The sequence below is a fragment of the Bradyrhizobium sp. KBS0727 genome, assembly GCF_005937885.2.
In the GTDB taxonomy this organism is placed as follows: Bacteria; Pseudomonadota; Alphaproteobacteria; order Rhizobiales; family Xanthobacteraceae; genus Bradyrhizobium.
The window spans coordinates 1,022,276-1,046,721 of the sequence record NZ_CP042176.1 but is presented as its reverse complement, the minus strand read 5'-3'; the positions used below and the strand labels follow the sequence as shown (position 1 = coordinate 1,046,721).

25 protein-coding genes and 2 pseudogenes are annotated in these 24,446 nt (G+C 63.5%); 4 read left to right on the top strand and 23 right to left on the bottom strand.

Going from position 1 to position 24,446, the window contains the following annotated elements:
* Nucleotides 1-61 precede the first annotated feature (61 nt).
* From FFI89_RS04920 to FFI89_RS04825, 18 genes and pseudogenes are all read right to left on the bottom strand, one after another.
* The gene (locus FFI89_RS04920; RefSeq protein ID WP_138833423.1) at nucleotides 62-997 is read right to left on the bottom strand and encodes a dioxygenase; all 936 of its coding nucleotides are present in this window, start codon (nucleotides 995-997) and stop codon (nucleotides 62-64) included.
* 231 nt (nucleotides 998-1,228) lie between these two features.
* A complete protein-coding gene (locus FFI89_RS04915; protein ID WP_138833421.1) occupies nucleotides 1,229-1,564 on the bottom strand; it encodes a hypothetical protein in 336 nt (111 codons plus the stop codon).
* Between the two features lie 90 nt (nucleotides 1,565-1,654).
* A pseudogene (locus FFI89_RS34780) lies at nucleotides 1,655-1,789 on the bottom strand (IS5/IS1182 family transposase); the annotation flags it as partial.
* A gap of 90 nt (nucleotides 1,790-1,879) precedes the next feature.
* The gene (locus FFI89_RS04905) at nucleotides 1,880-2,419 is read right to left on the bottom strand and encodes an isoprenylcysteine carboxylmethyltransferase family protein (protein WP_168212790.1); all 540 of its coding nucleotides are present in this window, start codon (nucleotides 2,417-2,419) and stop codon (nucleotides 1,880-1,882) included.
* A gap of 85 nt (nucleotides 2,420-2,504) precedes the next feature.
* Nucleotides 2,505-3,261: pseudogene (locus FFI89_RS04900) on the bottom strand (IS5 family transposase).
* A 64-nt stretch (nucleotides 3,262-3,325) separates the two neighbouring features.
* Nucleotides 3,326-4,039 (bottom strand): MgtC/SapB family protein, encoded by a 714-nt coding sequence (locus FFI89_RS04895; RefSeq protein ID WP_138833415.1) that lies wholly within the window; start codon nucleotides 4,037-4,039, stop codon nucleotides 3,326-3,328.
* 136 nt (nucleotides 4,040-4,175) lie between these two features.
* Nucleotides 4,176-5,192, bottom strand: coding sequence for a WD40 repeat domain-containing protein (locus FFI89_RS04885; RefSeq protein ID WP_168212789.1), 1,017 nt, complete (start codon nucleotides 5,190-5,192; stop codon nucleotides 4,176-4,178).
* A complete protein-coding gene (locus tag FFI89_RS04880; RefSeq protein ID WP_138833411.1) occupies nucleotides 5,192-6,244 on the bottom strand; it encodes a GTP-binding protein in 1,053 nt (350 codons plus the stop codon). The genes FFI89_RS04885 and FFI89_RS04880 overlap by 1 nt, the downstream gene beginning before the upstream one ends.
* 109 nt (nucleotides 6,245-6,353) lie before the next feature.
* Complete coding sequence (locus tag FFI89_RS04875) at nucleotides 6,354-7,232, bottom strand: metal ABC transporter substrate-binding protein (protein ID WP_138833409.1); 879 nt, start codon at nucleotides 7,230-7,232, stop codon at nucleotides 6,354-6,356.
* A complete protein-coding gene (locus FFI89_RS04870; RefSeq protein ID WP_138833407.1) occupies nucleotides 7,229-8,098 on the bottom strand; it encodes a metal ABC transporter permease in 870 nt (289 codons plus the stop codon). Before FFI89_RS04870 ends, FFI89_RS04875 begins: the two co-directional genes overlap by 4 nt.
* Before the next feature lie 5 nt (nucleotides 8,099-8,103).
* Entirely contained in the window at nucleotides 8,104-8,862 is a 759-nt protein-coding gene (locus tag FFI89_RS04865; RefSeq protein ID WP_168212788.1) for a metal ABC transporter ATP-binding protein, read from the bottom strand.
* A gap of 2 nt (nucleotides 8,863-8,864) precedes the next feature.
* Entirely contained in the window at nucleotides 8,865-9,074 is a 210-nt protein-coding gene (locus tag FFI89_RS04860) for a hypothetical protein (RefSeq protein WP_138833404.1), read from the bottom strand.
* 71 nt (nucleotides 9,075-9,145) lie between these two features.
* Nucleotides 9,146-9,493 carry a DUF86 domain-containing protein gene (locus FFI89_RS04855; protein ID WP_138833402.1) on the bottom strand — a complete coding sequence of 116 codons (348 nt, stop codon included), beginning with the start codon at nucleotides 9,491-9,493 and terminating at the stop codon, nucleotides 9,146-9,148.
* Nucleotides 9,483-9,779 (bottom strand): nucleotidyltransferase family protein, encoded by a 297-nt coding sequence (locus tag FFI89_RS04850; protein WP_138833400.1) that lies wholly within the window; start codon nucleotides 9,777-9,779, stop codon nucleotides 9,483-9,485. The genes FFI89_RS04855 and FFI89_RS04850 overlap by 11 nt, the downstream gene beginning before the upstream one ends.
* Before the next feature lie 110 nt (nucleotides 9,780-9,889).
* Nucleotides 9,890-10,390 (bottom strand): hypothetical protein, encoded by a 501-nt coding sequence (locus tag FFI89_RS04845; RefSeq protein WP_138833398.1) that lies wholly within the window; start codon nucleotides 10,388-10,390, stop codon nucleotides 9,890-9,892.
* On the bottom strand, nucleotides 10,387-10,992 hold the full coding sequence (locus tag FFI89_RS04840) for a permease (RefSeq protein ID WP_138833396.1): 606 nt from the start codon (nucleotides 10,990-10,992) through the stop codon (nucleotides 10,387-10,389). The genes FFI89_RS04845 and FFI89_RS04840 overlap by 4 nt, the downstream gene beginning before the upstream one ends.
* A 137-nt stretch (nucleotides 10,993-11,129) precedes the next feature.
* Nucleotides 11,130-11,504 carry a fluoride efflux transporter CrcB gene (gene crcB / locus FFI89_RS04835; protein ID WP_138833394.1) on the bottom strand — a complete coding sequence of 125 codons (375 nt, stop codon included), beginning with the start codon at nucleotides 11,502-11,504 and terminating at the stop codon, nucleotides 11,130-11,132.
* Between the two features lie 264 nt (nucleotides 11,505-11,768).
* Nucleotides 11,769-12,365: a superoxide dismutase gene (locus FFI89_RS04825; RefSeq protein ID WP_138833392.1), complete on the bottom strand. Its 597-nt coding sequence runs from the start codon at nucleotides 12,363-12,365 to the stop codon at nucleotides 11,769-11,771.
* A 175-nt stretch (nucleotides 12,366-12,540) separates the two neighbouring features.
* On the opposite strand from FFI89_RS04825, the gene FFI89_RS04820 reads away from it, so the two are divergent.
* From FFI89_RS04820 to FFI89_RS04810, 3 genes are all read left to right on the top strand, one after another.
* Entirely contained in the window at nucleotides 12,541-13,080 is a 540-nt protein-coding gene (locus FFI89_RS04820) for a GNAT family N-acetyltransferase (protein WP_138833390.1), read from the top strand.
* Between the two features lie 90 nt (nucleotides 13,081-13,170).
* Nucleotides 13,171-14,553, top strand: coding sequence for an MATE family efflux transporter (locus FFI89_RS04815; RefSeq protein ID WP_138833388.1), 1,383 nt, complete (start codon nucleotides 13,171-13,173; stop codon nucleotides 14,551-14,553).
* 211 nt (nucleotides 14,554-14,764) lie between these two features.
* Nucleotides 14,765-15,208, top strand: coding sequence for a DUF2147 domain-containing protein (locus FFI89_RS04810; RefSeq protein WP_138833386.1), 444 nt, complete (start codon nucleotides 14,765-14,767; stop codon nucleotides 15,206-15,208).
* 223 nt (nucleotides 15,209-15,431) lie between these two features.
* Here FFI89_RS04810 and FFI89_RS04805 read toward each other — a convergent pair whose 3' ends face one another.
* Entirely contained in the window at nucleotides 15,432-16,586 is a 1,155-nt protein-coding gene (locus FFI89_RS04805) for a DUF3095 domain-containing protein (protein ID WP_138833384.1), read from the bottom strand.
* Nucleotides 16,587-16,795: 209 nt separating this feature from the next.
* Here FFI89_RS04805 and FFI89_RS04800 point away from each other — a divergent pair, with 209 nt between their 5' ends.
* Complete coding sequence (locus tag FFI89_RS04800) at nucleotides 16,796-19,234, top strand: penicillin acylase family protein (RefSeq protein WP_138833382.1); 2,439 nt, start codon at nucleotides 16,796-16,798, stop codon at nucleotides 19,232-19,234.
* 20 nt (nucleotides 19,235-19,254) lie between these two features.
* Here the strand turns inward: FFI89_RS04800 and htpG are convergent, their stop codons facing one another.
* The 4 genes from htpG to opgC all read right to left on the bottom strand — a co-directional run bounded on the left by htpG (nucleotide 19,255) and on the right by opgC (nucleotide 23,901).
* Nucleotides 19,255-21,132: a molecular chaperone HtpG gene (gene htpG, locus FFI89_RS04795; protein WP_138833380.1), complete on the bottom strand. Its 1,878-nt coding sequence runs from the start codon at nucleotides 21,130-21,132 to the stop codon at nucleotides 19,255-19,257.
* Between the two features lie 91 nt (nucleotides 21,133-21,223).
* Entirely contained in the window at nucleotides 21,224-22,030 is an 807-nt protein-coding gene (locus tag FFI89_RS04790) for an MBL fold metallo-hydrolase (protein WP_138833378.1), read from the bottom strand.
* Nucleotides 22,031-22,273: 243 nt separating this feature from the next.
* Complete coding sequence (locus FFI89_RS34225) at nucleotides 22,274-22,528, bottom strand: hypothetical protein (protein WP_168212787.1); 255 nt, start codon at nucleotides 22,526-22,528, stop codon at nucleotides 22,274-22,276.
* 71 nt (nucleotides 22,529-22,599) lie between these two features.
* Complete coding sequence (opgC, locus tag FFI89_RS04785; RefSeq protein ID WP_168212786.1) at nucleotides 22,600-23,901, bottom strand: OpgC domain-containing protein; 1,302 nt, start codon at nucleotides 23,899-23,901, stop codon at nucleotides 22,600-22,602.
* Nucleotides 23,902-24,446 lie beyond the last annotated feature (545 nt).

Here is a 24,446-nt window from a genome sequence, read left to right as displayed (position 1 = left end):
ACTGTTTTCACGGCGCCGGATCTTCGCCCGGCGTTGTGGATCGGATGGTATCGGATCGAGATTAGTCGCCGGCTCCCGCGTGCGCGAGTTTCGACTGTTTCATGATCGCCGCCGGGTCGGCGCCGACGCGCCCGCCGGTCTTGTCGGCCTCGCTTTCGCGCGACAGCCGCATGTCGAAGCGGATGCTGGGCATGCCCTTGATCGGGCAGTCCGGATCGCCGGGCACGACGTCGACCGCGAGATCACCCGACGAGCCGAACACGACGTCGTCGGCCAGATGCGGATCGTCGCGCAGATACAGCGCCGTGACCAGTTCGCGATAGCCCGGTGCGCCGACCAGGAAATGAATATGCGCCGGCCGCATGCCATGCCGCGCCTGCGCCTTGACCATCGCGCCGACCGGTCCGTCCATCGGTATCGAATATCCGAGCGGCTTGACGGTGCGCAGCACGTAGATGCCCTCCGCATCTGACGTGAACACGCCGCGATAATCGACCGAGGTCGCGCTCGACTGAATGTCGTAGAGACCGTCGGCGCCGGTTTGCCAGATCGAGACCGTGGCGTTGGCGACCGGCTTGCCGCCGGCATCGGTCACCCGGCCATAGAGCACGCATTCGCTGCCCGGTTTCGGATTTTGGGCGATCGAGCTGCCGGCCTTCAACGTCGGCGTGGCCTCGCGATAGAACGGGCCGAGCAGGCTGGTATGGGTGCCTTCCTCGATGGCGGTCTTGTCATGCAGGCCGTTGACCAGCGCCGACAGGCCGAGCGTATCGGAAAGCAGGATGAATTCCTGGCGTTCCGGCGAACACATCTTGCCGGCCAGGGTCATGAATTCGATGCCCTTGATCCATTCGCCCGGGGTCAGATTAACGTCGCGGGCAAAGGCATGCAGGTGCTTGACAGCCGACGCCATGATCGCCTTCAGGCGCGGATCCGGCGTTGTCGCCATCTGGTCCAGAACGGCGTCCGTGATCGTTTCCGGCGTTAGCTCGCGCATACGCAGCTCCCCTGACCTCCCGGCTGTTGGCCGGCTGTTATTACCGACAAGCCTAACCGCTGATTGGGGATCAACACAAGGCTCAGGCCCTTGGACCAATTGCTACAAGCCGGCCAACGCGGCGAGGCGGCGCAGGTGGAAAATCCATGCGGAAAATCCCTGGCGACGTGCCCACAAAACTTGCACAGCTCAAACCCCGCGCGCATCGGAAAAGTCCGGAGCCGGTTTTTGTTATTTTTCCCTGATCGGCGGCGCGGTCTTTTCTGCCGGCGCCGGTGGAAGCACCGGCCGGGCGCCGGCCTTCTGTGCTTCTGCGTCAGGGCGGGCTGGTTCCGGCGGAATAGCAGACGGCCGGGTGCCGGTCGTCACCGGCCCGGATGGCGCTGACGGCTTGCTCTCCGCGCCCGGCGTGGATTGCAGCGGCGGCGTCGCCTGCGCCAGGTGATCCCGGTCGTTGGCCCGGAGCTGGTGCAGCGCAAGCGCCGAGATCGTGAGCCCCGCCGCAAACAGCGCTGACGCGAACATCAGCCTTTCCCGGTACTCGCGCTTGCTGTCGTCGGCCGACATGTCGTTCGCCTCGCGAAATCGTTCACGAGATCAACGGCCGGGGGAACAAATAGTTCCGGTGCAGGAAATCTAGGGTCCAGACTCAATTGATTAAAGCCAGAATGCCACGGCGGCAACGAGGCACAGGGCCGAGAAGTAGTTCCGAGCGAGTTTGTCGTAGCGCGTTGCGATGCGCCTGAAGTCCTTGAGCCTGCAGTAGCAGCGCTCGATGACGTTGCGATCCTTTAGGCTTGCTTCGTGCCTGCTCGCGAGCGCCGCCGGTGAAGCGTCCGAGACCGGTCGCGAGCAGCGGCTCGCACAACCGCGGGCCACCGATCATTCCGACCGCCATGGGGTCATCCGCGGTATCCAGCGCGGGACGGCGGCACGGAACGCCTCGTACTCTCTCCCAAACGTCCGCTCGAGCGTGGGTTCTTCGTACGCCACGACGAAGACGTGGAAGGCGAGCCAGAGCAGCGCGCCGTAGACGATGAGGCGCCAATCGCCCATCAGCACCGCTTGACCCAGGATGATGGCAACGACCGCGACGTATATTGGATTACGCACATAACGGTAGAGACCGGTCACCACGAGATTCCGGGTCGGCGCGATGGGCGCGGGGGTGCCGAGACCCTGCAGCGCGAAACGCGCAAATGCGTCAACGAGCCCAGGCACGCCTGCGAGAATCATTAACGCGCCGATGCCGCGCGTCAGCTCCAGACCAAGGAACGGCGGCCGGAGTTGCCAACCCGTGATCGACCATGGAACGAGCCCCGCCAGCGTACATGGGGCGACCACGAAGAAAACCGCCGAGCCCAAGACGGCAATGGTTCGTTGCGCGGCGGTTCCCGACACTCCCCGTCGCTGCGAGCTCATTCCAACCTCCCCTTCATGGTTTCCCGTCGTCATCCGGGTGCCGACACGCTCGCCATGTTATCCCAAAAGCGGAAACCGCGCACGACTAAAGCCAGAATGCCACGGCGGCAACGAGGCACAGGGCTGAGAAGTAGTTCCGAGCGAGTTTGTCGTAGCGCGTTGCGATGCGCCTGAAGTCCTTGAGCCTGCAGTAGCAGCGCTCGATGACGTTGCGATCCTTATAGGCTTGCTTGTCGTGACGTATGCGTTTCTTCCGATTTGACCGGCCTGGGATCACCGGTTTGATGCCGTCCTTGCGCAGAGACTTGCGGAACGAGTTGCTGTCATAAGCCTTGTCACCGAGCAACTCCGCGATGCCGTCGAGCAGACTGACGCATGCCGGCCCGACTGTGCAGTCGGCGGTGTTGCCAGGCGTGAGGATCAAGACCCACGGGCGGCACAGCTTATCGACAAGGCCGTGAATCTCGCTGTTGCGCCCGCCCTTGGTGATGCCAATCGCCTGTTCCGACGCCCCCCTTTTCCGCCGCCAGCGCAGCGATGCGCTTTGATATGCGTGCTGTCGAGGGCCATTCGTTCCGGCGGCTCAGCAGGTTCGGCCACCGCCTCGAAGATGCTCTGCCAAATTCCCTGCGCACTCCAGCGGTTGAAGCGATTGTAGACCGTTTTGGCCGGCCATATTCCGGCGGACAATCGACCCATCGACATCCGCTCTTGAGCACATGCATGATCCCGCTCAAAATGCGCCGATTGTTCGTCGGCTTCACGCCACGGCGATTGCTTGGAATAAACGGCTCAATCCTCGCCCATTGCCCGTCGCTAAACCAAAACAAGTTCGCCCGCATCTGTTGGCCCCCGATTCGGTTGACCAACCCGTTGAATCTCAACATGGTTAATTGGGTCTTAACCCTAGTCTTTAGTGCTGGATTCCCACGTGGCATGGCGCACGCCGGGTTTCCGCTGCAGGTCGGCGGTCACCAGATCGAGCTCTTTGGCCTGGACCGCGGTGCTGACGAGGGTCGCGACAATCTCCTGCAAATCGCCGCGCGGGAAGGCTTCGATCTCGGCCACCGGATATTGTGCCGCTTCAAGCCGCTCCACCACCTGATCGCGCAGTCCGGCCGACGCGTCGGCATCGACCAGCAGCTTGACGAAATAGGTCGCTTCCGACGCCTGCTCGTCGATCGGCGAGCGGTTGATGGCATTCACCAGCGGCCGCAGCAAGGTATTGCCGGCAAGCACAAACACCGTCAGCGCGGCGGCCTGCGCCAGCATGTCGGCCCCGGCACAGCTTCCGACCGCGGCGGAGGCCCATAGTGTCGCAGCCGTATTGAGGCCGCGCACATTCGTCCCCTCCTTCATGATGACGCCGGCACCGAGAAAACCGATGCCGGAGACCACATAGGCGATCACCCGCACCGCGCCGTCAGCGGCGGCCAGATGCATCGCCAGATCGACGAACGCCGCCGCCCCGACCGCGACCAGCACGTTGGTGCGCAGGCCCGCGGTCCGCAACCGGTATTGCCGCTCGGCGCCGATCAGCGTGCCGAGCACGAACGCCGCGCTCAGGCTGACCAGCGTGTCGAGAAAATCGGCGCTCTGGAAGGTCTCGAGAAAACGCATGTTGGCCTTCTAGAGCGTTTTCCAGCGAAGTGGAAACCGGTTCGCGTCAAGAAAACGCGTCAAATCAAAAATCTAGAGCCCCGTTCCGAATCAATCGGAACGGAAACGGCTCTAGGTTGAGGAGATGACGATCATGTCACAGCTCAACCATCCCCGCATCGCCATCTTCGGTCGCGAAAGCGAGCTGGGTGCCCTTGGCGCCCCAGGCCAGCGCCGAGACGGCCTCGCCGCCATTGCGGCGCACCAGGATCTCCGCACCGTCCTCGAGCCGCACCATCAGCACCGTGCCGTCGCTGTAGCCGACCCCCATGACGTCCTGCTTCGGATGGCAGGCCACCATGGAGACCCGCGCCTGCAACGGCGCCAGCATAGCCGGCTCCTTGCCCATCGGGCCGTCCTTGCTGGTGAACGGCCAGACGATCACGGTATCGGCGCCTGACGTCGCCAGTCCCTTGCCGCCGGCGCTCCACGACATCGAGCGGACGCGGCCGGGATAGCCCGACATGCGCATGTGCCGGTTATCGGCCAACCGCCAACCATGCATCGCCGGCTCGTGCATCATGGTAACCAGGAACTTGTTGTCCGGGCTGAAGGTGACGCCGAGATGCGAGCCGGCCCATTCCAAGAATTCCGGCTTCGCCGCCATGTTGGGAAACCACAGCGTCACGCCGTTGTAATGGGCGACCGCCAGCCGCAGCCCCTTGGGCGCAAACGCGAGACCACCCACCGTCGTCGGCGCATCGAGGGATTTTTCTTCGCCCTTGCCGCTGCGAACGAAGGCGGTCTTGCCTGATGACCACGCCACCGCGCCATCGGGATGAAGTGCGACATTGTCGATCCAGCGCCGCTTCGGATCGGTCGCCAGCACGGTCACCGTGCCGCTGGCGTCGAGCGCCACGACCTTGCCGTCATCGCCGCCGGTGACGACACGTTCGCCGTCGGAGGCCGCGCACAGAATGGCGCCGCTGTGAATCGCGACCGATGAGATCTCGCCGCCCGCGCTGACCAGCGCGGCGTTCTCCTCGGCGCCGACAAACACCGCGGTGTCGCCGAGGAAATGGATCGCGGTGACCGGCATGCCGACCGCAAGCGGCCGCACCTTGTCGGTGATTGAAGCGATGGAGGGGCTGTCGCCCGGATCGAACTGTTTCATCACGTGGTGATACAGCTTTCAAAACCGTCGCGGATCATCTGCTCCGGCAATTCGCGGCCGATGAAGACGACGCGGCTCTCGCGTGCCTCGCCGTCCTTCCACTTACGCTGATGATCGCCTTCCAGCATCATGTGAACGCCCTGGAACACGTAGCGGTCGTCATCGTCGCTGAAGGCGAGGATGCCCTTCGAGCGCAGGATCTTCTGGCCCTCGCTGGCGACGAGGTTCTGCAGCCATGGCATAAACTTGGTCGGATCGAGCGGCTTGTCCGACCGCAGCGACAGCGATTGCATGTCCTCGTCGTGGTAATGCTTCAGGCCGCCATGGTTGTGATCGTGGTGATGGTCATGGCCATCGCCGTGGTGATGGTCGTGGTCATGGTGGTGATCGTCGCCGGCGTCGAGGAATTCCGGTTCGATTTCCAGGATGCGATCGAGATCGAACGCGCCACGCTCCAGCACATCGGCGATCGCGACCTGGCAGCGCTCGGTGCGGTGCAGTTTTGCATAGGGGTTGATGGCGCGGATCCGGGCCTCGACTTCGGCGAGTTCGGCCTTGGAGACGAGATCGGTCTTGTTCAGCACGATGACGTCGGCGAACGCGATCTGGTTCTTGGCTTCGGGCGCGTCCTTGAGGCGGTCGCTCAGCCATTTGGCGTCGGCCACCGTCACCACCGCATCGAGCCGCGCATTTTTCTGCACGTCCTCGTCGACGAAGAAGGTCTGCGCCACCGGCGCCGGATCGGCCAAGCCGGTGGTTTCGACGATGATGGCGTCGAACTTGCCCTTGCGCTTCATCAGGCCGTCGAGAATGCGGACGAGATCGCCGCGCACGGTGCAGCAGACGCAGCCATTGTTCATCTCGAACACTTCTTCGTCGGCACCGATGATCAGGTCGTTGTCGATGCCGATCTCGCCGAATTCGTTGACGATGACGGCGTATTTCTTGCCGTGGTTTTCTGACAGGATCCGGTTCAGCAGCGTGGTCTTGCCGGCGCCGAGATAGCCCGTCAGCACGGTCACTGGAATTTTTTGGGACGTAATTTCAGGCATAATAGCTCCGGGCATTCTTTTGTTTGAGCATGATCTTATCGGAAAACCGGTATCCACTTTTCCGGACCATGCTCTTGAGCACGCCAGCAACGGCAGGGAGGCCCCTGCTTTATTGGCCGAGCGCGCTGGTCAGGGCCCTTATATTGTGCCTGACCATGTCAATGTAAGTGGGAGAATCGCCCTTTTCGCCGGTCAAACTGTCGGAATAGAGGGTGCCGCCGACCCTGGCGCCGGTCTCGGCCGCGATTTGGCGGATCAGCCTGGGGTCGCTGATATTTTCCAGGAAAACGGCCGGTATTTTCGCAAGCCGAATCTGGGTGATAATCCCGGCGATATCGCGGGCGCTGGCCTCGGATTCGGTCGAGACGCCCAAGGGGGCTATGAACGCGACGCCGTAGGCGGCGGCGAAATAGCCGAAGGCGCGGTGAGTCGAGATCACCTTGCGGCGGTTTTCCGGAATTTGCGCCACCGCCTGCCGCACCTCGCGGTCGAGCGCGTCGAGCTTCGCCAGATAGGCCTCCGCATTGAACTTGAACGCCTCGGCATCGGCGGGATCGACTGCTGCCAGCGCATCGCGGATATTGGCGACATAGATTTTGGCGTTGACGACCGATTGCCAGGCATGCGGATCGGCGTCGGAGCCGAGCTTGAGCGGCGCGATGCCTGATGTCGCGGTGATGATCGTCGCCTTGCCGCCGGCGGACTGCACCAGCCGCGGCAGCCAGCCTTCGAGGCCAAGGCCGTTGACGAACACCAGTCTGGCGTCGGCAATCCTTTTGGCATCCGCCGGTGTCGGCACATAGACATGCGCATCGCCGTCGGGGCCGACCAGTGTCGTGACACTGACACGCTCACCTCCGACATTGCGGACGAAATCGCCGAGGATCGAGAAGCTGGCGACGACGTTGAGCCGGTCGGCGGCATGCGCGGGAGCGGTGACGGCCACCAAGGCGAGAGCGACAAACCAGAACATGCGCATGGCGGTCATGCCTCGAGATGTCGGCCGGGAAACAACTGCCGGACCAGGCCGCTGACATTGCCGAACAGCACCGAAAACACATAGATCGCCGCCGCCACCAGAATGATCGCAGGCCCAGAGGGAATCCGCGTCTGGAACGACAGCACCAGCCCGGCATAGCCGGAGACCATGGCGCTCGCGACCGCGATGCAGATCATGCCGGTGATGTCGCGCGACCAGAACCGCGCGATCCCTGCGGGCAGGATCATCAGGCCGACGCCGAGCAGCGTGCCGAGCGCATGAAAGCCGTTGACGAGGTTGATCACGACCAGCGCCAGGAACGCCAGATGCGCGGGCGCGCCTGCGCGGCTGACGGTGCGCAGGAACACCGGATCGACGCATTCGATCACCAGCGGCCGATAGATCACCGCCAGCAACAACAGCGTGATGGTGGCGTTGAAGGCGATCACCAGCAGCGTCTGGTTATCCATCGCCAGGATGTTGCCGAACAAGACATGAAGCAGATCGATATTGGTGCCCTTGATGGAAACGATGGTGACGCCGAGCGCCAGCGACACCAGATAGAACGCCGCCAACGAAGCGTCTTCCTTGATCTCGGTGGTGCGCGCCACCACGCCGGCGAGGATCGCGACGGTAAAACCGGCGATCAGTCCGCCTGATGTCATCGCGAACAGGTTGAGCCCCGAAATCAGGAAACCGATCGCCGCGCCCGGCAGGATCGCATGCGCCATCGCATCGCCGACCAGGCTCATCCGCCGCAGCATCAGGAACACGCCGATCGGCGCGCCGCCGAGCGACAGCGCGATCACGGCCGCCAGCGCGCGGCGCATGAACTCGAATTCGGTGAAGGGCGCGATCAGCGCGTCGAAGATCATGGAAATCAAGCCGCCCGCGACGGCAGGTCGTGCACGGCGCAGGCCGCGGCCGTATCGTCGAACGCCTCGCACATCCGCCGCGCCTCGGCGAGATTCTCCACCGTCAACACCTGCGCGGTCGCGCCCCATGCGACCTCTCCGCGAGCCAGCAGCAGGGTTTCCGGAAAATTCGCGCGCACCAGCTCCATGTCGTGCAGCGCCGCCAGCACCGTGCGCCCCTCGGCGTGCCAGCGCCTGACCAGCGCCAGCAGGTCGGCCGAGGTTTTGGCGTCGATGGCGTTGAAGGGTTCATCCAGCACGATCAGCCGCGCGTCCTGCAGCAGCACGCGAGCGAACAGCATGCGTTGCATCTGCCCGCCGGATAGCGTGCCGATCGCGCGGTTCTCAAAGCCATTGAGGCCGACCGCGGCCAGCGCCCGCGCGATGCTGTCCCGCGCCTTCTTGCCCATGCCGCCGAAAAATCCGGTGGCGCGCCAAAGTCCGGTGCCGACGAAATCGAACACCGCGATTGGAAACGTTCGGTCGATGTCGGCGGTCTGCGGCAGATAGGCGATGTCGCGGAGGTCGAGGCCGCCGAGATCGATCGATCCCGAAAGCGGTTTGAGGATGCCGGCGAGCCCGCGAAACAGCGTCGACTTGCCGGCGCCGTTGGGGCCGATCACTGCCAGCAGCGCGCCTTGCGCGACCTCGCCATCGAGGTGATGCACCGCCGGATGGCGGTCGTAACCGAGCGTGACGTCGCGGAACCGGATTTGCGCGGCCATGCTCACCTCATCGCCAGCAGCACGATCGCCCACAGCCCGGCGCTGACCACCACGGCGGCGCCAAGCCGCAACAACACGGTCATCCGCAGGATCGACCAAGGGGCCGGTTGCGCCGGATGGGGCGTCTCCGGGCCATGGCTATGGGCATGCCCGTGCGCGTGCCCGTGATGTCCGTGGTCGGGGGGGTGGTCGTGAGAGTGGGAGTGAGCCATGCCGAAATGTTATATTATAACATAACGGGAGTCCAGAAACTGGAGGGGGTCAAGGTAAGCCCCCGCCCCCACTACCTCTCCAATGCTTCGATTTCGGTGAGAACGGCAGCGAGCAATGGCGGGAGATGCGCGGTCACGGTTTCCCAGACATAGGAAGCCGCGACGTTGTCGTATTGGTGCCGGTAAAAGTTGCCAACATCACGAATGGACCGCCAGGGTAAATGGCGGTGACGATTGCGTAGATCGTCGGGCAGTCGGCGACTTGCTTCGGAGATGATTTCCAGAGCCCGCGTCGCAGCATAGACATGCAGACGTGACGCCGTGAAGGTTTCGGAGGTGAGACCATCTACAAATTGACGGGCGAACAGAATGTTGTCCCGAATATCGTACAAGGCCCCTTTGGCGGATTCAGAACGCATAAACAGCGTCGCGCTCGGCGAACGGTCGTACGTGGGGTTTGAGGGCGACACGATTTGAAACATCGACCCTGACAGGAAACAGGTCTTCGATGCTGTGAACAATTCCGACATACGTGAAGACGTCCATTGGAACGTCAGGCGCGATCTCCACCAGGATATCGATATCGCTATCCGGGCGGTCATCTCCACGTGCGCGCGACCCGAACAAGGCGGCATGGCTCACGCCCTTTGCATTCAGGGCGGCCTGATGCTCGCGTAATCTGGCAAGGATGTCCTGCTTTTCCATGGAGGACATTCTACCAGAACTTCGGATGCCCAGCAGTTCGAAACATGGCCCAGTGGCGTTTCAGCCAAATCTTGGAAAATTATCTTTTATTGCAATGACTTGAAGCTCTTTCACGGCTTCCCGATCGCCATCGCCAGCGCCGCGGCCAGGAACGGAAACGGCAACGACACCGCGGCACGGAACCAGACGAACTTGGCCGGCATAAACGGGATTTCCCACAGAATCAGCCGCTGAAAGGCGAACAGCGCCCAGGCGACCACATAGGCGATCACTTGCGGCGGGCCGCCCCCGACCTTCAGGGCCGCCGCTCCGATCGAAAAACCGACCACCGGGCCGCCCGGGGTCGCCGCCCCCGCGACCACAGCGGCCAACACGCCGAGCCAGCCGCTGTCCGGGCCGAGCCAGCCGGTGATGACCTCCTGCGGAATGACGGCCGCGATGTAGCCCGAACCGATCACGCCGAGCCCGATCCGGGGCACGATGTTGATGAAATCCATGGTGCCTTCGCGCGCGGCCGACACCAGAACGACGCGCCCGCGCCGCCAGACCAGGAAGGCGAGCGCCGCAACCGAGCCCCACAGCGTGAGATCGATGATCAGCGCTGCGGTCATGACAGCGGCTCCGCGCTTTTCGGATACATCCGCACAAAGACGAAACGCCCGAGCGCACCGGCCAGCACCGGGATCGGCAGCGAGATCACGATCCGCCACAGCGTGAAGTCGACGCCGAGGATCGGCAACTCCCAGGCCACCGCCCGGCCGTAGCCGATCAGCGTCCAGCTCACCACCATCGCAATGGTCGCGCCGAAATCGGCGCCGACCGTGAGCAAAGCTGCCGCCACCGGATAGGCGGTAAACGGCCCGCCCGGCAGGATGGCGCCGAACGCGGTTCCGATCAGCAATCCCTTCAGGCCGGAATTCGGCCCGAGCGAGCGCGATATTTTCTCGTGCGGCAAAACCTCGGTGATGAACGCGCCGAGCAGGCAGCCGGCCAGCACGCGCGGCAGGATGCCGCCGAACAGCGCCAGATCGTGGGTGAGAATTTCAAGCACGCCGTCGATGCCGTCACGCCGCCAGACCAGCGTGGCGGAGGCCGCGACCAGCACGCCGATCATGATCATCGACCAGCCGACCGGCTTGCGGGCGCGCCGAGGCGGCTGCTCGGCGTCTGCGGCGTCATCGGCAGGCGCCGGGCCTTTTACGGATTCTGACAAGGCAATGAGTCGGGCGGGTGATGAGAATCCACCCTGCTTAGTCCCGGCACCCTACCGAGGCAAACGGAAGCTGGGCTCCACCCATGCGCCTCTCAGGCATGCCCATGCGGCGACGTCACGGAGGCTTGACCAGCCGTTCAGGTGAGCGAGCGCACCAGCGCAAGGCCGCCGAACAGGCCCGCGATCGAGAGCGCGACCGATCCGAACACGTAGAGTGCCGCAAGCCCGAGTTCACCGCGCTCGTAGAGCAGCGCGGCGTCGAGCGAGAAGGCGGAAAATGTCGTGTAGCCGCCGAGAATGCCGGTCATCAGGAACAGCCGCCAGGGCTGCGAGGCTTCGCCCTTGAAGGCGAGATAGCCCGCGATCAGCCCCATCACGGTCGAGCCCGTGATGTTGATGATGAAGGTGCCCCAGGGAAATCCGATGCCGATACAGCGCGCGCAGGTGAGATTGATGAGATGGCGCAGCGTCGCGCCAAGACCGCCCCCGAAAAAGACCAGCAAATAGCTCATCGCAGCATTCCCGCGTCAGCGAATGTCGTCAGGCATTCAGCTTGTGCCGCAAGCGCGCGGTCGCGGCAAGGCCGTGAAATCGCGTATCAAGCGAAAGGGCGGCAGTTTGCACTGCCGCCCCTTGAGATTTCTTTCTGTCACGTCATTCCGAGGCGCGAAGCGAACCTCAGATGCGCAATTGCGCATCAGGGAATCTCGAGATTCTCAGATGTGCAATTGCACATCATGGTTCGATGCTTCGCATCGCTCCGGAATGACGGAGACTCACACCTTGCCGAACATCTCGTCGACATAGTCCCAGTTCACGAGTTGATCGACGAACGCCTTCAGGTAGTCGGGACGGCGGTTGCGGTAGTCGATGTAGTAGGAGTGCTCCCAGACGTCGCAGCCGAGGATCGGCGTGGCGCCGTGGACCAGCGGGTTCTCGCCGTTCGCGGTCTTGGCGATTTCGAGCTTGCCGTTCTTGACCTGGAGCCAGCACCAGCCGGAGCCGAACTGGCCGACACCGGCGGCGGCGAAATCGGTCTTGAACTTTTCGAACCCGCCGAGGTCCTCGTTGATCTTCTTTTCCAGACGGCTGGGCAGCTTGCTGCCGCCGCCATGCGGCTTCATCCAGGGCCAGAAATGCAGATGGTTGTAGTGCTGGCCGGCATTATTGAACACCGCCGCGTTCTTGCCGAACGAAGTCTTGACGATCTCCTCGAGGGATTTGCCTTCGTATTCGGTCCCCTTGATCGCGTTGTTCAGGTTGGTCACGTAAGCCTGATGGTGCTTGTCGTGATGGAATTCGAGCGTTTCCTTGGACATATAGGGCGCAAGGGCGTCATGGGCATAGGGCAGATTGGGCAGCGTGAAGGTCATGGCGTGATGTCCGAACTGGTGGGAGACGTGATCTAACGGGAACCCTTATAGAAGGTTCCATCGATCTAAAATACCGCAATTTGACAAAACAGCCGCCTTCTCCGGTAACGCCCCACCGCATCCGGCGTATGACAGATACAAAGCGCAATGCGTGCTGGCGCGACGAGGTAAGGAAATGAGCATCGAGATCGACGTCCTCAACGGCGACGCATCATGGCCTGTGGTCGAGCCGCTGATGCAAGCAGTCTGGCCGCGCGATGTGGTCGAAAAACTGTCCTGGGGTCACGTCAAATGGGCCCATGCCGATCTGCGGGTGCTGATCGACGCACCGGAAGAATCGGCCAAAGCCGGATTGGCCTGCCATGTCGGCATCTACTTCCGCACCGTCACCTGGAACGGGCGCAAGCTCGATATCGGCGGCATCGGCGGCGTCTCGACCCGGGAGGATTGCCGCGGCCACGGCTATGCCACGCTTGCCCTCAACGCGGCGGTTCAGACCATGCGCGACCACGAAGCAATCAGATTCGCCATGCTGTTCTGCGAGCCGCACAATGAGGCATTCTATCAGGCGCGCGGCTGGCATCGCTTCGAAGGCGAAGTCTATGCCGAGCAGCCAGAAGGACGGGTTCGCTTCGACGCGATGGCGCCGTTCGTGTTCGATTTCACCCGCAAGCCGCGCGACGGCGTCATCGACCTATGCGGCCTGCCGTGGTGACCCCTGCGTTGGGGCGGGTGGCTTGCGCCGGCCCCGCCGCATAATATGTTGTCCGTAATCTATACGGCTCCGGCTGAAAGTACGTGACGCATGACGATTGACGCCCCGCTCGACGTGCGCCCCGCGGCCGTGCCGCCTTCCGCGGTCAACAGCCTGTTGGTCGCGCCGATCCTGCCGACGCTGTTGACGCTCGCTGTACCCAACACGATCGCAATGTTCGGCACCGCGCTGGTGGCGGTCGCCGAGACCTCCTACATCGGCCGGCTCGGCACCGAGCCGCTGGCCGGGATCGCGCTGGTGTTTCCCTTCGTGATGCTGACGCAGATGATGTCGGCCGGCGCAATGGGCGGCGGTGTTTCCTCCGCCATCAGCCGCGCGCTCGGCGCCGGAAATCGCGATCGCGCCGCGACGCTGGCGCTGCATGCGGCCATCATCGGCGCCTGCGCCGGACTGTTCTTCACGGTGATGATGCTGAGCTTCGGCCGCCAGTTCTATTCGCTGCTGGGCGGACGCGGCGGCGTGCTCGAACAGTCCATGCAATATTCGCACGTGCTGTTCTCCGGCGCGATCTCGATCTGGCTGGTCAACACGCTGGCCTCGGTGGTGCGCGGCACCGGCGACATGCGCATACCCTCGGTGACGCTGATCGGCACCGCCATTGTGCAGGTTGCGGTCGGCGGCGGATTCGGTCTCGGGCTGTTCGGCCTGCCGAAGCTCGGCATGGCGGGCGTCGCCACCGGCCAGCTCACCGCTTTCACGCTCGGCGCGATCTTCCTGGCCTGGTATCTCGCCAGCGGCCGCAGCCGGTTGAAACTGAACTTCGCGGCCTTCACGTTTCAGCGCGACATGTTCTTCGACATTCTCAAGGTCGGCGCAGTCTCCTGCCTGTCGCCATTGCAGACGGTGCTGACCATCCTGATCTTCACCAAGATCCTCGCTTCGTTCGGCACCGAGACGCTGGCCGGCTACGGCATGGGTTCGCGGCTGGAATTCCTGCTGACGCCGATCGCTTTTGCTTTTGGCGTTGCCTCGGTTCCGATGGTCGGCATGGCGATGGGCGCCGGTCTGGTGACGCGCGCGCGTCAGGTGGCCTGGACGGCAGGCGCGGCCTCCAGCCTGATCGTGGGCCTGATCGGCATCGTCGTGGCGATATGGCCGGCGCTCTGGGTCTCGCTGTTTACCAGCGATCCCGGCGTCACGGCCGCTGCCAATTCCTACTTCTCGCTGGCAGGGCCGGCATTCGCCTTCTTCGGAATGGGCGCGTGCCTTTATTTCTCGTCGCAGGGCGCCGCCAAAGTCGGCGGTCCGGTGCTGGCGGGCACCGCCAGATTGCTGCTGGTCGGCCTCGGCGGCTGGTGGCTGGCGGCGTCGGGTGCGCCGGCGTGGACGTTGTTTGCGCTGGTGGGAGCGGCGATGGTCGTCTACGGCCTCGGCACGGCGCTCTCCATTCGCTTGACGCGGTGGGGCAAATAGCCGCGCGCGTCGTCGATTTCATTAAATCAGAACCGGACTCGAGAAATCAGAACCGAACTCGAGACTTTTGATTTGAGGCGTTTTCCCAACGCGAACCGGCGGCCACCCCGGATCTCGTCCGAGGGCATGCATCGTTCGAAAGCGCCATAATACGGCGTTGCACAATCTGATTTATTGTTATGCAGGCCTGCCTTTTTTCGGGGAATGATTCATGGCCTGCCGATACGGTTTCATCATCGCGATTTTGGCGGCGTTGCTCGCTGCTCCGTCCGCCCGCGCCCAAGGCGCCGGCGAGCCGACCGGCACCTGGCTGACCCAGGCCGGCGATGCCCGGGTGCGGGTCAGCAAATGCGGCGGCGGAATTTGCGGGGTAATCGTTGGCCTGCGCGACCCGATCGATCCCGCCACCGGCAAACCCCAGGTCGACGACAAGAATCCGAATCCGGCGCTTAAAAAGCGTCCGATGATCGGCCTTCCGCTGTTCAGCGGCATGCAGCTGACCGGCTCCGGAAAATGGTCGGGCCAGATCTACAACGCCGATGACGGCTCGACCTATGCGAGCAACGTTTCGGTCACGGGGGCGGATACGCTCCGGGTGGAAGGCTGCGTCGGCGCACTTTGCGGCGGCGAGAACTGGACGCGGGTCGGGAAGTGAGTTCGCGCTATTCGCGAGACTGCCGACGCCGCGCGACCCCCACCCTAGCCCTCCCCCGCAAGCAAGCGGGAGAGGGGACAGACCGCGCTTGGGGCAGCTAGCTTTCCTTGCAAAGATAAGAACCGCGCGGCGCGCAGTCGGTCGGACTCCCTCTGCCGCTTGCGGGGAGGGCTGGGGTGGGGGCGCCTCCGCATACTCTAACGCGAGATTGGGCACCACCCGCTCACGCCATCGTCGCTTTCAGCGCGGTTGCCGCCGACGCATAGCCACCGCGCGCGCCGTCGATGAAGTGGACGTGGTCGCTGCGCATCACCGACGGCGTGAAGCAGGTCATCATCGCCGCATCCTGCCGGTGCAGGCCATAGCGCACGATCCCGCTTGAAGCGGCAGCCGCCAGGCGCTGTGTCAGCGCACGCTCGAGCTCCGGCGTGCAATCGAGAATCATCCGCAGGCCGTCGTCATATTTGCGGAAGTCGGAATTCTCCACCACCTGCTGCACATAGGTCTTCGGCACGAAATTCCCGACCTTGATGCGAAGGCGCAGCACCACGAAGGCCCACAGCGTCATTGCCAGCACGACGATGCGCCGCTTCAGCAACGGCCCGCCGCGCGCGGCGCGTGCCTCGTACTCCACGCCCGCCGGCGGCCATCGCAACGGCGGCCCGCCCGGCGGCACCGGCCGTCCCGCTTCGGGGCTCCGCTCGACGAGCGAGATGACGTCCTCGATCACTTGACGAAACGCCAGCGGATCGGCGCCGGCGACCGGCATCACCAGCACCGAAAGAATGAGCCCACGCGTCGAGGGAATTTCCTCGAACCGGCATGAAAGTCCGGAAAGATCGGGCTGGCTCCCGGGGGGCGCTTTCGGTACCGCGAATTCACCCCGCTTCATCGCCGCATCTGCCCAGCCGAGACCGCCGCCCGAAAACATCGCATAAGACAGATTAGGCGACGGTCCAAAGCGGGCAACGCGGACATCGAGGCCCTGCGCGCGGATCGAAGCGACCGGAATCAGCGCGACCCGCAAAACCAGGTTGAGGCTTTCCTCGACCCAGATGGCGGTCGCCGCCAGCGCTTCGCGGGCGCGTTCGAGATCGCCGGGCGACACCGCAAAGCTGGCGCCGTCGCCGCCGAACACGAACGGAAACTCACGGCCTTCAAGCGCATTGGTGACGGCGGCGATCACCGAGGCGCCTGCCATGTTCACGGCCTTGTAGCGCGCCTCCGCAATCGCCCTGGTCGATTCCACGATGTCGGCGACGCCGACGCTCCAGTCGTCAGGCAGTGCCGAATACAGCGCCGGATCCATCAGGCTGGTGAAGCCGCGAAAGACCGGGATGCTGCCGTAGAAAATCTCGCTGCCGTCGGGCGTGGTCATCACGATGTCGGGGACTCCCCTTCCCGGGCTATCTAGCAGATACGGCCAATCCTGGAAATTGGTTCAACTGGGGCCGGCATCCGTGAATTCAGCGCCCCTGCAGTCCCACTTGCGGGCGCAACCATTCGGCTGCAAGTTCGGTGAACCACTCCGCAATCGCCCCGGTCCCGCAAGGCATGTGGCGTTGACGGCAAAAAAAGGAAGAGGAAATGAACAAGAGCCTCAAACAAGCCACCCGATCGCTGCTTCTCGCCGCCGTGGCAATGACCGCCGGGTCCGCTGCGGTCGCGCGCGAACAGGAAGCCCTGTCTTCCGCGGCGCGGCTGTCGAGCAGCAGCGTCGCAGGCTTGAAGGCGCCCGGAAAAATTCTGGTCGATGTCTGGGGTATTCCTCACATTTATGCGGCCAACGAGCGCGATCTTTTCTTCCTGCAGGGCATCAATGCGGCCCGGGACCGGCTTTGGCAGATCGACCTGTGGCGCAAGCGCGGCCTGGGACTTCTCGCCAGGGATTTCGGTCCCGCTTACGTCGAGCAGGACCGGGCGCTCCGGCTGTTTCTCTACCGCGGTGACATGGCGACGGAATGGGGATCCTATGGGCCCAAAGCCAGGGACTATGCCGAGGCCTTCGTCGCGGGCGTCAATGCCTATGTCGCCGACGTGCGCAGCGGATCCCGGCCACGTCCGGTGGAGTTCAAGATCGCCGGAACGATGCCGGATCTGTGGACCGCGGACGACGTCGTTCGCATTCGCAGCCACGGATTGACGAGGAACGTCGCCTCCGAGGTAAGGCGCTCGCAAGTCGCCTGCGCCGCAGGGCTCGAAACCGATCGCCTGCGCGTCAAGCTGCAGCCGCCATGGACGACCAAAATCCCCGACGGTCTCGACCCCTGCAGCATTCCGAAAGACGTGCTCGCCGCCTACCTGCTGGCCACGCGGCCGGTCACGTTTGGGCGCGCCGGCGAGAAGGCGGCATCGCTCGATCTCGACACCCAGCTCGCGCAAGCCGACGAGCAGCGTGACACCATCGGCTCCAACAACTGGGTCGTCGCCCCGGCGCGCTCCGCGACCGGTCGTCCGATCCTCGCCAATGATCCACATCGCGAACACAGCGTTCCGTCGCTGCGCTACATCGTCGGGCTGAATGCGCCGGGGCTGTCGGTGATCGGCGCCGGCGAACCTGCGCTGCCCGGAATATCGATCGGCCACAACGGGACGATCGCCTTCGGCCTGACGATCTTCAACGTCGATCAGGAGGATCTCTACGTCTACGAACTGAACCCCGCCGATATGAACCAGTACCGCTATCGCGACGGCTGGGAAACGATGCGCGTCTTTCACGAAACCGAGGAGGTCAAGGGCGAGGCGCCGAGGGACATCGAGCTGAAATTCACGCGGCACGGCCCGGTCGTGTTCGTCGATGCCGCGAACAAGCGGGCCTTCGCCATTCGCTCGGTCTGGTCCGAGCCGGGGACGTCGGCCTATTTCGGCTCGTCCGACTATATGACCGCCAAGGACTGGAACGGCTTTCTGGCGGCGATGCGACGCTGGGGAGCGCCATCGGAAAATCAGGTCTATGCCGACGTGAAAGGCAATATCGGCTGGGTCGCCGCCGGCAAGACGCCGCGCCGCGTCAACTATGATGGGCTGCTGCCAATACCGGGCGATGGCCGTTACGAGTGGCAGGGGTTTCTGGGACTGGATGAGTTGCCGCGCGTCTATCGTCCCGAGCAAGGATGGTTCGCGACCGCGAACCAGATGAATCTGCCGGACGGTTATCCGGTCGCGGAACGCAAGCTTGGCTTTGAGTGGTCGGATGAAGCGCGCTGGCTGCGCATTGTCGAGGTGCTCAAGGCCAACAAGAAGATGACGCTCGCGGACGCCATGGATTTGCAGAATGACGACACGTCGATGCTGGCCCGGCGGCTCGTGGTCCTGCTGAAGCCCCTGAACTCGGAGGACCCCAACGTCAAGAAGGGGCTGGAGTTGCTGAAGGGCTGGGACGCGCGCGACACCGTGGACAGCCCGGCCGCAGCTGTGTTTGAGGTCTGGATCGCCAACCATCTCGGCTCCACGCTGGTCAAGGCGGTCGCGCCAAAGGTCGTCGACATCATTGCGCCCGACCCCGCCAGCATTTCAGCGATCGTCGCGGCCCTCGAAAATTCCGGCGACTTGCTGGGGTCCGATCCTGCCGCCACGCGTGACCGCGTCCTACGCGACAGCTTGGGCAGCGCTGTCGCCGAAGTCGCTAACCGGCTTGGCCCGGATTCTTCCGACTGGGCCTGGGGCAAGCTGCACAAGGCGCAATTCGATCACGCGCTATCGCCGCTGGCCGACAAGGCAACGGTGCCGCAGCTTAACGTCGGGCCGTTGGCGCTTGGCGGCGCGGCCAATGTGCCGCACGCGGCGACCTATCGCCGTACCGACTATCAGCTGACGGCGGGCGCCTCGTTCCGAATGGTGCTCGATGTCGGCAACTGGGATGCAAGCCGCGCCATCAACACGCCCGGGCAATCCGGCGATCCCTTCAACGGGCATTATCGCGACCTCGCGCCGCTATGGGCGACGGGCCAATACGTTCCGTTGCTCTACAGCCGCGCCGCCGTCGAAGCCGCAACATCGGAAGCGATCACGCTGACACCGCGATAGAGAGCCTTCAGGGGGGCGACTCAGCCCTCCCCCTTCGCGATCCCGCCCAGCACCAGCCGGTTGAGCCGGCTGGTGAAGCCGGCCGGATCTTCCGGCAGCTCGCCGTCGAGGATTTGCGCCTGCTCCAGCAGCAGCAGCGACAGATCCGACGCGGTCTCGCCGGCGCCGGCAACCGCTGCGACCAGCGGATGGCGCATGTTGATCTCGAGGACCGGCCTGGTGATCGGCCCCTTGTTTTGCATTGCCAGCAGCCGCTCGAGCTGGCGATCGCGACCATCGCCGCCGGCCACCAGGCACGACGCGCTCGATGTCAGCCGCTGCGAGGCACGCACGTCGGAGACGCGCTCGCCGAGCGCGTCCCTGATCAGCGCGATCGTGGTGGCTTCGTCGGCGTCCACGGCGTCCTTGTTGTCACTGGCTTTGTCTTCCAACAGCGGGATCAGGCTGAAATCGATGTCGCCCTGGCTGAGCGATTTCAGCGGCTTGCCGCCGAAGTCTGTTGGAGCCGAGGTCCAGAACGCATCGACCGGATCGGTCAGCAGCAGCACCTCGATGCCGCGTGCCGCCGCCGACTCCAGCTTCGGGTTCGACTTCAGCCGCTCGACGCTTTCGCCGGTGAGATAATAGATCTCGGTCTGGTTCGGCTTGAGGTCTTCGACATATTGCTTGAGCGAACGCTTCTCGCCTTTGGTCGTGGTGAAGCGCGACAGCGCCAGCACCTTCTCGCGCCGCTCGAAATCCTCCCAGATGCCTTCCTTGATGACGGCGCCGAACGCGTCCCAGATTTTGGCGAACGCTTCCGGCTCCTTGTCGCCGAGCGTCTCCAGTTCCGAAACGACGCGGCTGGTGACGGCCTTGCGGATCTGCGCCAGTTGCGGATTGTTCTGCAGCATCTCGCGCGAGATATTGAGCGGCAGGTCCTCGCTGTCGATCACGCCGCGGATGAAACGCAGATAGGCCGGCAAGAGATCGGCGTCGTCGGCAATGAAGACGCGGCGGACGTAGAGCTTGACCTTGCCCTTGCGCGCCTGGTCGAACAGGTCGAACGGTTTCGTGGACGGCGCGAACAGCAGCACCGCATAGGACTGCCGGCCTTCGGCGCGATAGTGCAACGTCATCGCGGGCTCGTCGAACGCGCCGGCGATCTGCTGATAGGCCTGCTTGTAATCTTCAGGCGCAAGTTCGGATTTCGGCCGCTGCCACAGCGCACTGGCCGAATTGATCTGGCGCGGCTCACCCTCCTCCGGAACCAGTTCGATCGGAAACTGGATGTTGTCGGAATAGGCACGGACGATACGCTCGATCTCGTGGGTTTCGAGATACTTTTTTGCGTTCTCCTTCAGGTGCAGCACGATCTCGGTGCCGCGCGTGACGCGGGCGGCATCCTCATCGCTGCCCGGCGCGATTTCGAATCCGCTGCCGCCCGAGGACGACCAGACCCAGACCTGATCCGATCCGGCGCGCCGGCTGGTGACGACGATGCGCTCGGCGACCATGAAGGCTGCATAGAAACCAACGCCGAACTGGCCGATCAGGCCCGCGCCGTCCTTGGCCTCGGTCAGCCGCGACAGGAACGATTTGGTGCCGGAGCGCGCGATGGTGCCGAGATTGTCGATCAGCTCCTGCCGGTCCATGCCGATGCCGCTGTCGATCACAGCGAGCGTATTCGCCTTCTTGTCCGGCACGATGCGGATGACAGGCGGCGCGCCGTCGGTGATCAGTTCCGGTGCCGATATCGCCTCATAGCGCAGCTTGTCGCAGGCGTCGGAGGCATTCGAAATCAGTTCCCGCAGGAAAATATCGGTCTCCGAATAGACCGAGTGCACCATCAGGTTCAAGAGTTCGGCGACCTCGGCCTGGAACGGCTGGGATTCGGGGGCGGCGGTGGTCGTGGTCATAGGGGGCTCACTCGCGAAACGAAGTGGATGGGAATGCCCTGATATAGCGAAGCGATCCGGGGTGGCAAGATTGCGGCGGATGCCGGGAACACTAGCCCGCAATCGCCGCCAGATATCGCCGCACCGAGGCGTCGAACGCCGCCTTGGCGTCGCCCGCGATATTGCGGCCCCACCAGGCGCCATAGATGCGATCGAACGCCAGCGGCGCGACCGCGCGCGCGATGCGATTCACCGCCGCCGCGTTGAGGGGAATGTAGTTCGGATAACTGTACATGAAGCTCAGCGAACGGCGGTCCATCGCCACCATCGCGACATCGCCGGTGAGCAACGCGCCCTGCCCTCCCGCGCCCGCGCGCCAGTGCAGGATGGTGCCGCCGGCAAAATGTCCGCCGGTCCGCACCAGCATGATGTCATCCGAGATCCGATGGCTGTCGCCGGTCCACGGCACGATGGCGGGATGCGGCCGCGTAACGAAGCCGCGATCCTCGCCATGCAGATAGACCGGCACGCCGCCGAACGCCTCGCTCCAGTCGGCGACCGCGCCATAATAATGCGGGTGGGAAATCGCAATCGCCTTCAGCCCGCCAAGCGAGCGGACATAGTCCACCGCCTCGCGCGTCACCAGGGGGACGCAATCCCACATCACGCAGCCGTCGCCCGCCGGCAGCAGCAAGGCGCGTTGCCCGATCGCAAAGCCGGGCTCAACGCCTAATCCCGCGATGCCGAGATCATCGCGCCAGGCCAGCCTGAAACGCTTCGCCATATCCTCGCGGGCAAGCCAGCTCTGGCCCTTCCAGTTCACATACTGCCGCTCGTCCTCGCAAACCGGACACGCCGAGGGCGGCACGGCCGTATCAGGAAACTGGGCGCCACATTGTTCGCAAGTCCAGAACGGCATCGGCGTCACTCCCCATCAAAGCGAACAGATAGCGCAAAACGCGAAAGCCCGCCAAGGGCGGGCTGTGCCGAGTCGATGGCGATCAACCGTGCTTACCGCGATGCGGGCCTTCGGGGCCGACCACCTCAGGGCCGCAAGCACCGCGGGGAAAACCGCGACCTCGTTATGATCCGATGCTCCGACGCGGAACGTCAGTTCGGCACGGTCGGGAGCAGGAGCCGTCGCAGAGCGTATCCGCTGATTTCAGCTGGCATTCGCAGCATGGTGTCCGGTTTGTCGTGTATTAGGTCCGCTTGCGGACGCCGGTGAAACCCGCTCGTGTGCACGTACCATGGTGCAGCTCGAGAATACGAGCGCAAACCGGCTGCACTGCCAGTCAGCGCCGAGCTCGGCGCTGGTGGGTGATGTCAGGTTGACCGACAATAATGCCGCTACGCAGGCAAACACGACGTACGTCGCGATCAGCACCGCTACCTTGTGGGTCCTTCGGGAAATCATGGCCTTGGCTCCTGTTCGATGGCCGGAATAAATCCTTGGAAAAGCAGGACTTCAATGTCTCAAAGGTGCCATTAATTCCGGACTCGCGCACCGGAGCAGGCAGCATCTCTATATTCGATCACCTCGACGGCACGGGCGAGCAGCGTGGGCGGAATATCAACGCCGAGCGCCTTGGCTGTCTGGAGATTGATGACCATCTCAAAATTGGTTGGCTGTTCGACGGGCTTCGCCTGCGACTGCTGCCTGGGTTTGATCTTGACCAGGTTCAGTAGCGTCGCCGCCACGATCATCACCAGGATGCCACCAACACTGAGCGCGATCTGCATTGTCAGCCCCTCCGAGATGTCGAGCAGCGCCAAGTGGCTGGCGAGCGTCAGCAGAACGCCGAGGCAGTAGATTGGCAGCGAGTTCTGGCCACAGAGAATGGCGCCGCGCATCACCGCCGACGTCAGCCCTCGCCAATTGCGAGGCACGAACCATACAACCAGAACCGCAAGGGCCAAAAAATGCAGCAGTCGCAACGGATCGAGATTCGATTTGTCCATCGGGTAAAGCAGCTTCAGCAACGCCTGCGGGACCAGTGCTTCCAGCGGTTTGATGCTCCAGCTCAATGCGATGATGAGGCTGAACACCAGATAGAGAACGGCAGCCACAAGCGCGGTGTGTGAAGCCACCCACGGCCGGAATCTCTTGCCCTCGATGATCCACCACGCGCCAAGCACAAACGGCAGCTGCCAAGCCAGCGGATTGAAGAACCAGTGGCTGCTCGGCCATGCCGGGATGGTCCAGCCGAAGACGTGCACCAGCGCGTAAAGCAACAGCGACGCGCCGATCGTTGCGTTCGGCACGCGCAGTAGCAGCCACAGCAGCGGCACGAACAAAAGGTGATAGAGCACGAAGAGCGGCAAGACATCGGTGTTGACGGGGCGGTATTGCAGGATCGCCGCGTGCGCGAGCGTCACGCCCGGCTGTTCCAACAGAATGCGCATATTGCTCTCGTCGGCAAGACGGCCGCCGCCCGCGAGGTGAACCATGATGGCGCAGGCGAGCGTGAGCAGCAGAAATGCAACATAAATATCCCAGCTTCGCCACAGCGTCCGGCCGATCGCGCCGGTCCAGCCCCCGCGCAACTGTGCCTTGCCGTAGGCCATTGCACAGGTCACACCCGAGACAAACATGAATACTTCCGCGGCATCGCTGAAGCCGTAGTTACGCAGCGTCAGCCAGCTCCCGATGTTGTTGGGGACATGGTCAAGAAAGATGCACCAGAGCGCGATGCCGCGGCACGCATCAATGCGCAGATCGCGGCCGTCGCCTTTCAGCTCCGGCAGCGCGCCTACCAACGGCTTCGGGGTGGCAGTTCGATCATGCATCTGGTTGCCTCGTTCGGCGTGCGAGCACGCTGCAAGAGGGACCCAATTTGATAAAAAATTTTGCCGCCGTACTGCCGGTTTGTGACAACACCGCGGCTAAAACTGCTTCACGCCGAACCCGGCCACAACAGCTATTGCGATAACGATCATATCGCGGCGCTTGGTCGAACCTCGTAACGCGTGAGGCGGTCGGTCGACGATCATCATTCAACGGCACGGCGCGTCAATCAGCCGAAGGTCCACCCGGAGAGGTTCCTAGGTCCTATGATCAAGGTACCGTACGGATCTCGGCATCAATTTGACATCCGTCAGACTCTTCATGAACTCTTCACCCATTGCGCACAGGACAGGAGACCTTGAGCCTCGTGGTCCGCACTCGCTCTCTTCCGTCCTGCTGTGAGGTGATTGCAACTACAGCACACAACGGCATTCGGCTCCTACCTTGAGTGCCGGACCGCGGATCGCTGGTTGGGCCAACGATGGAGGATGGGCGGTTTCGGGAGCCGGTCTTTCGCCAGCTTCTTCCTCGCCAAAGACCCGATGGC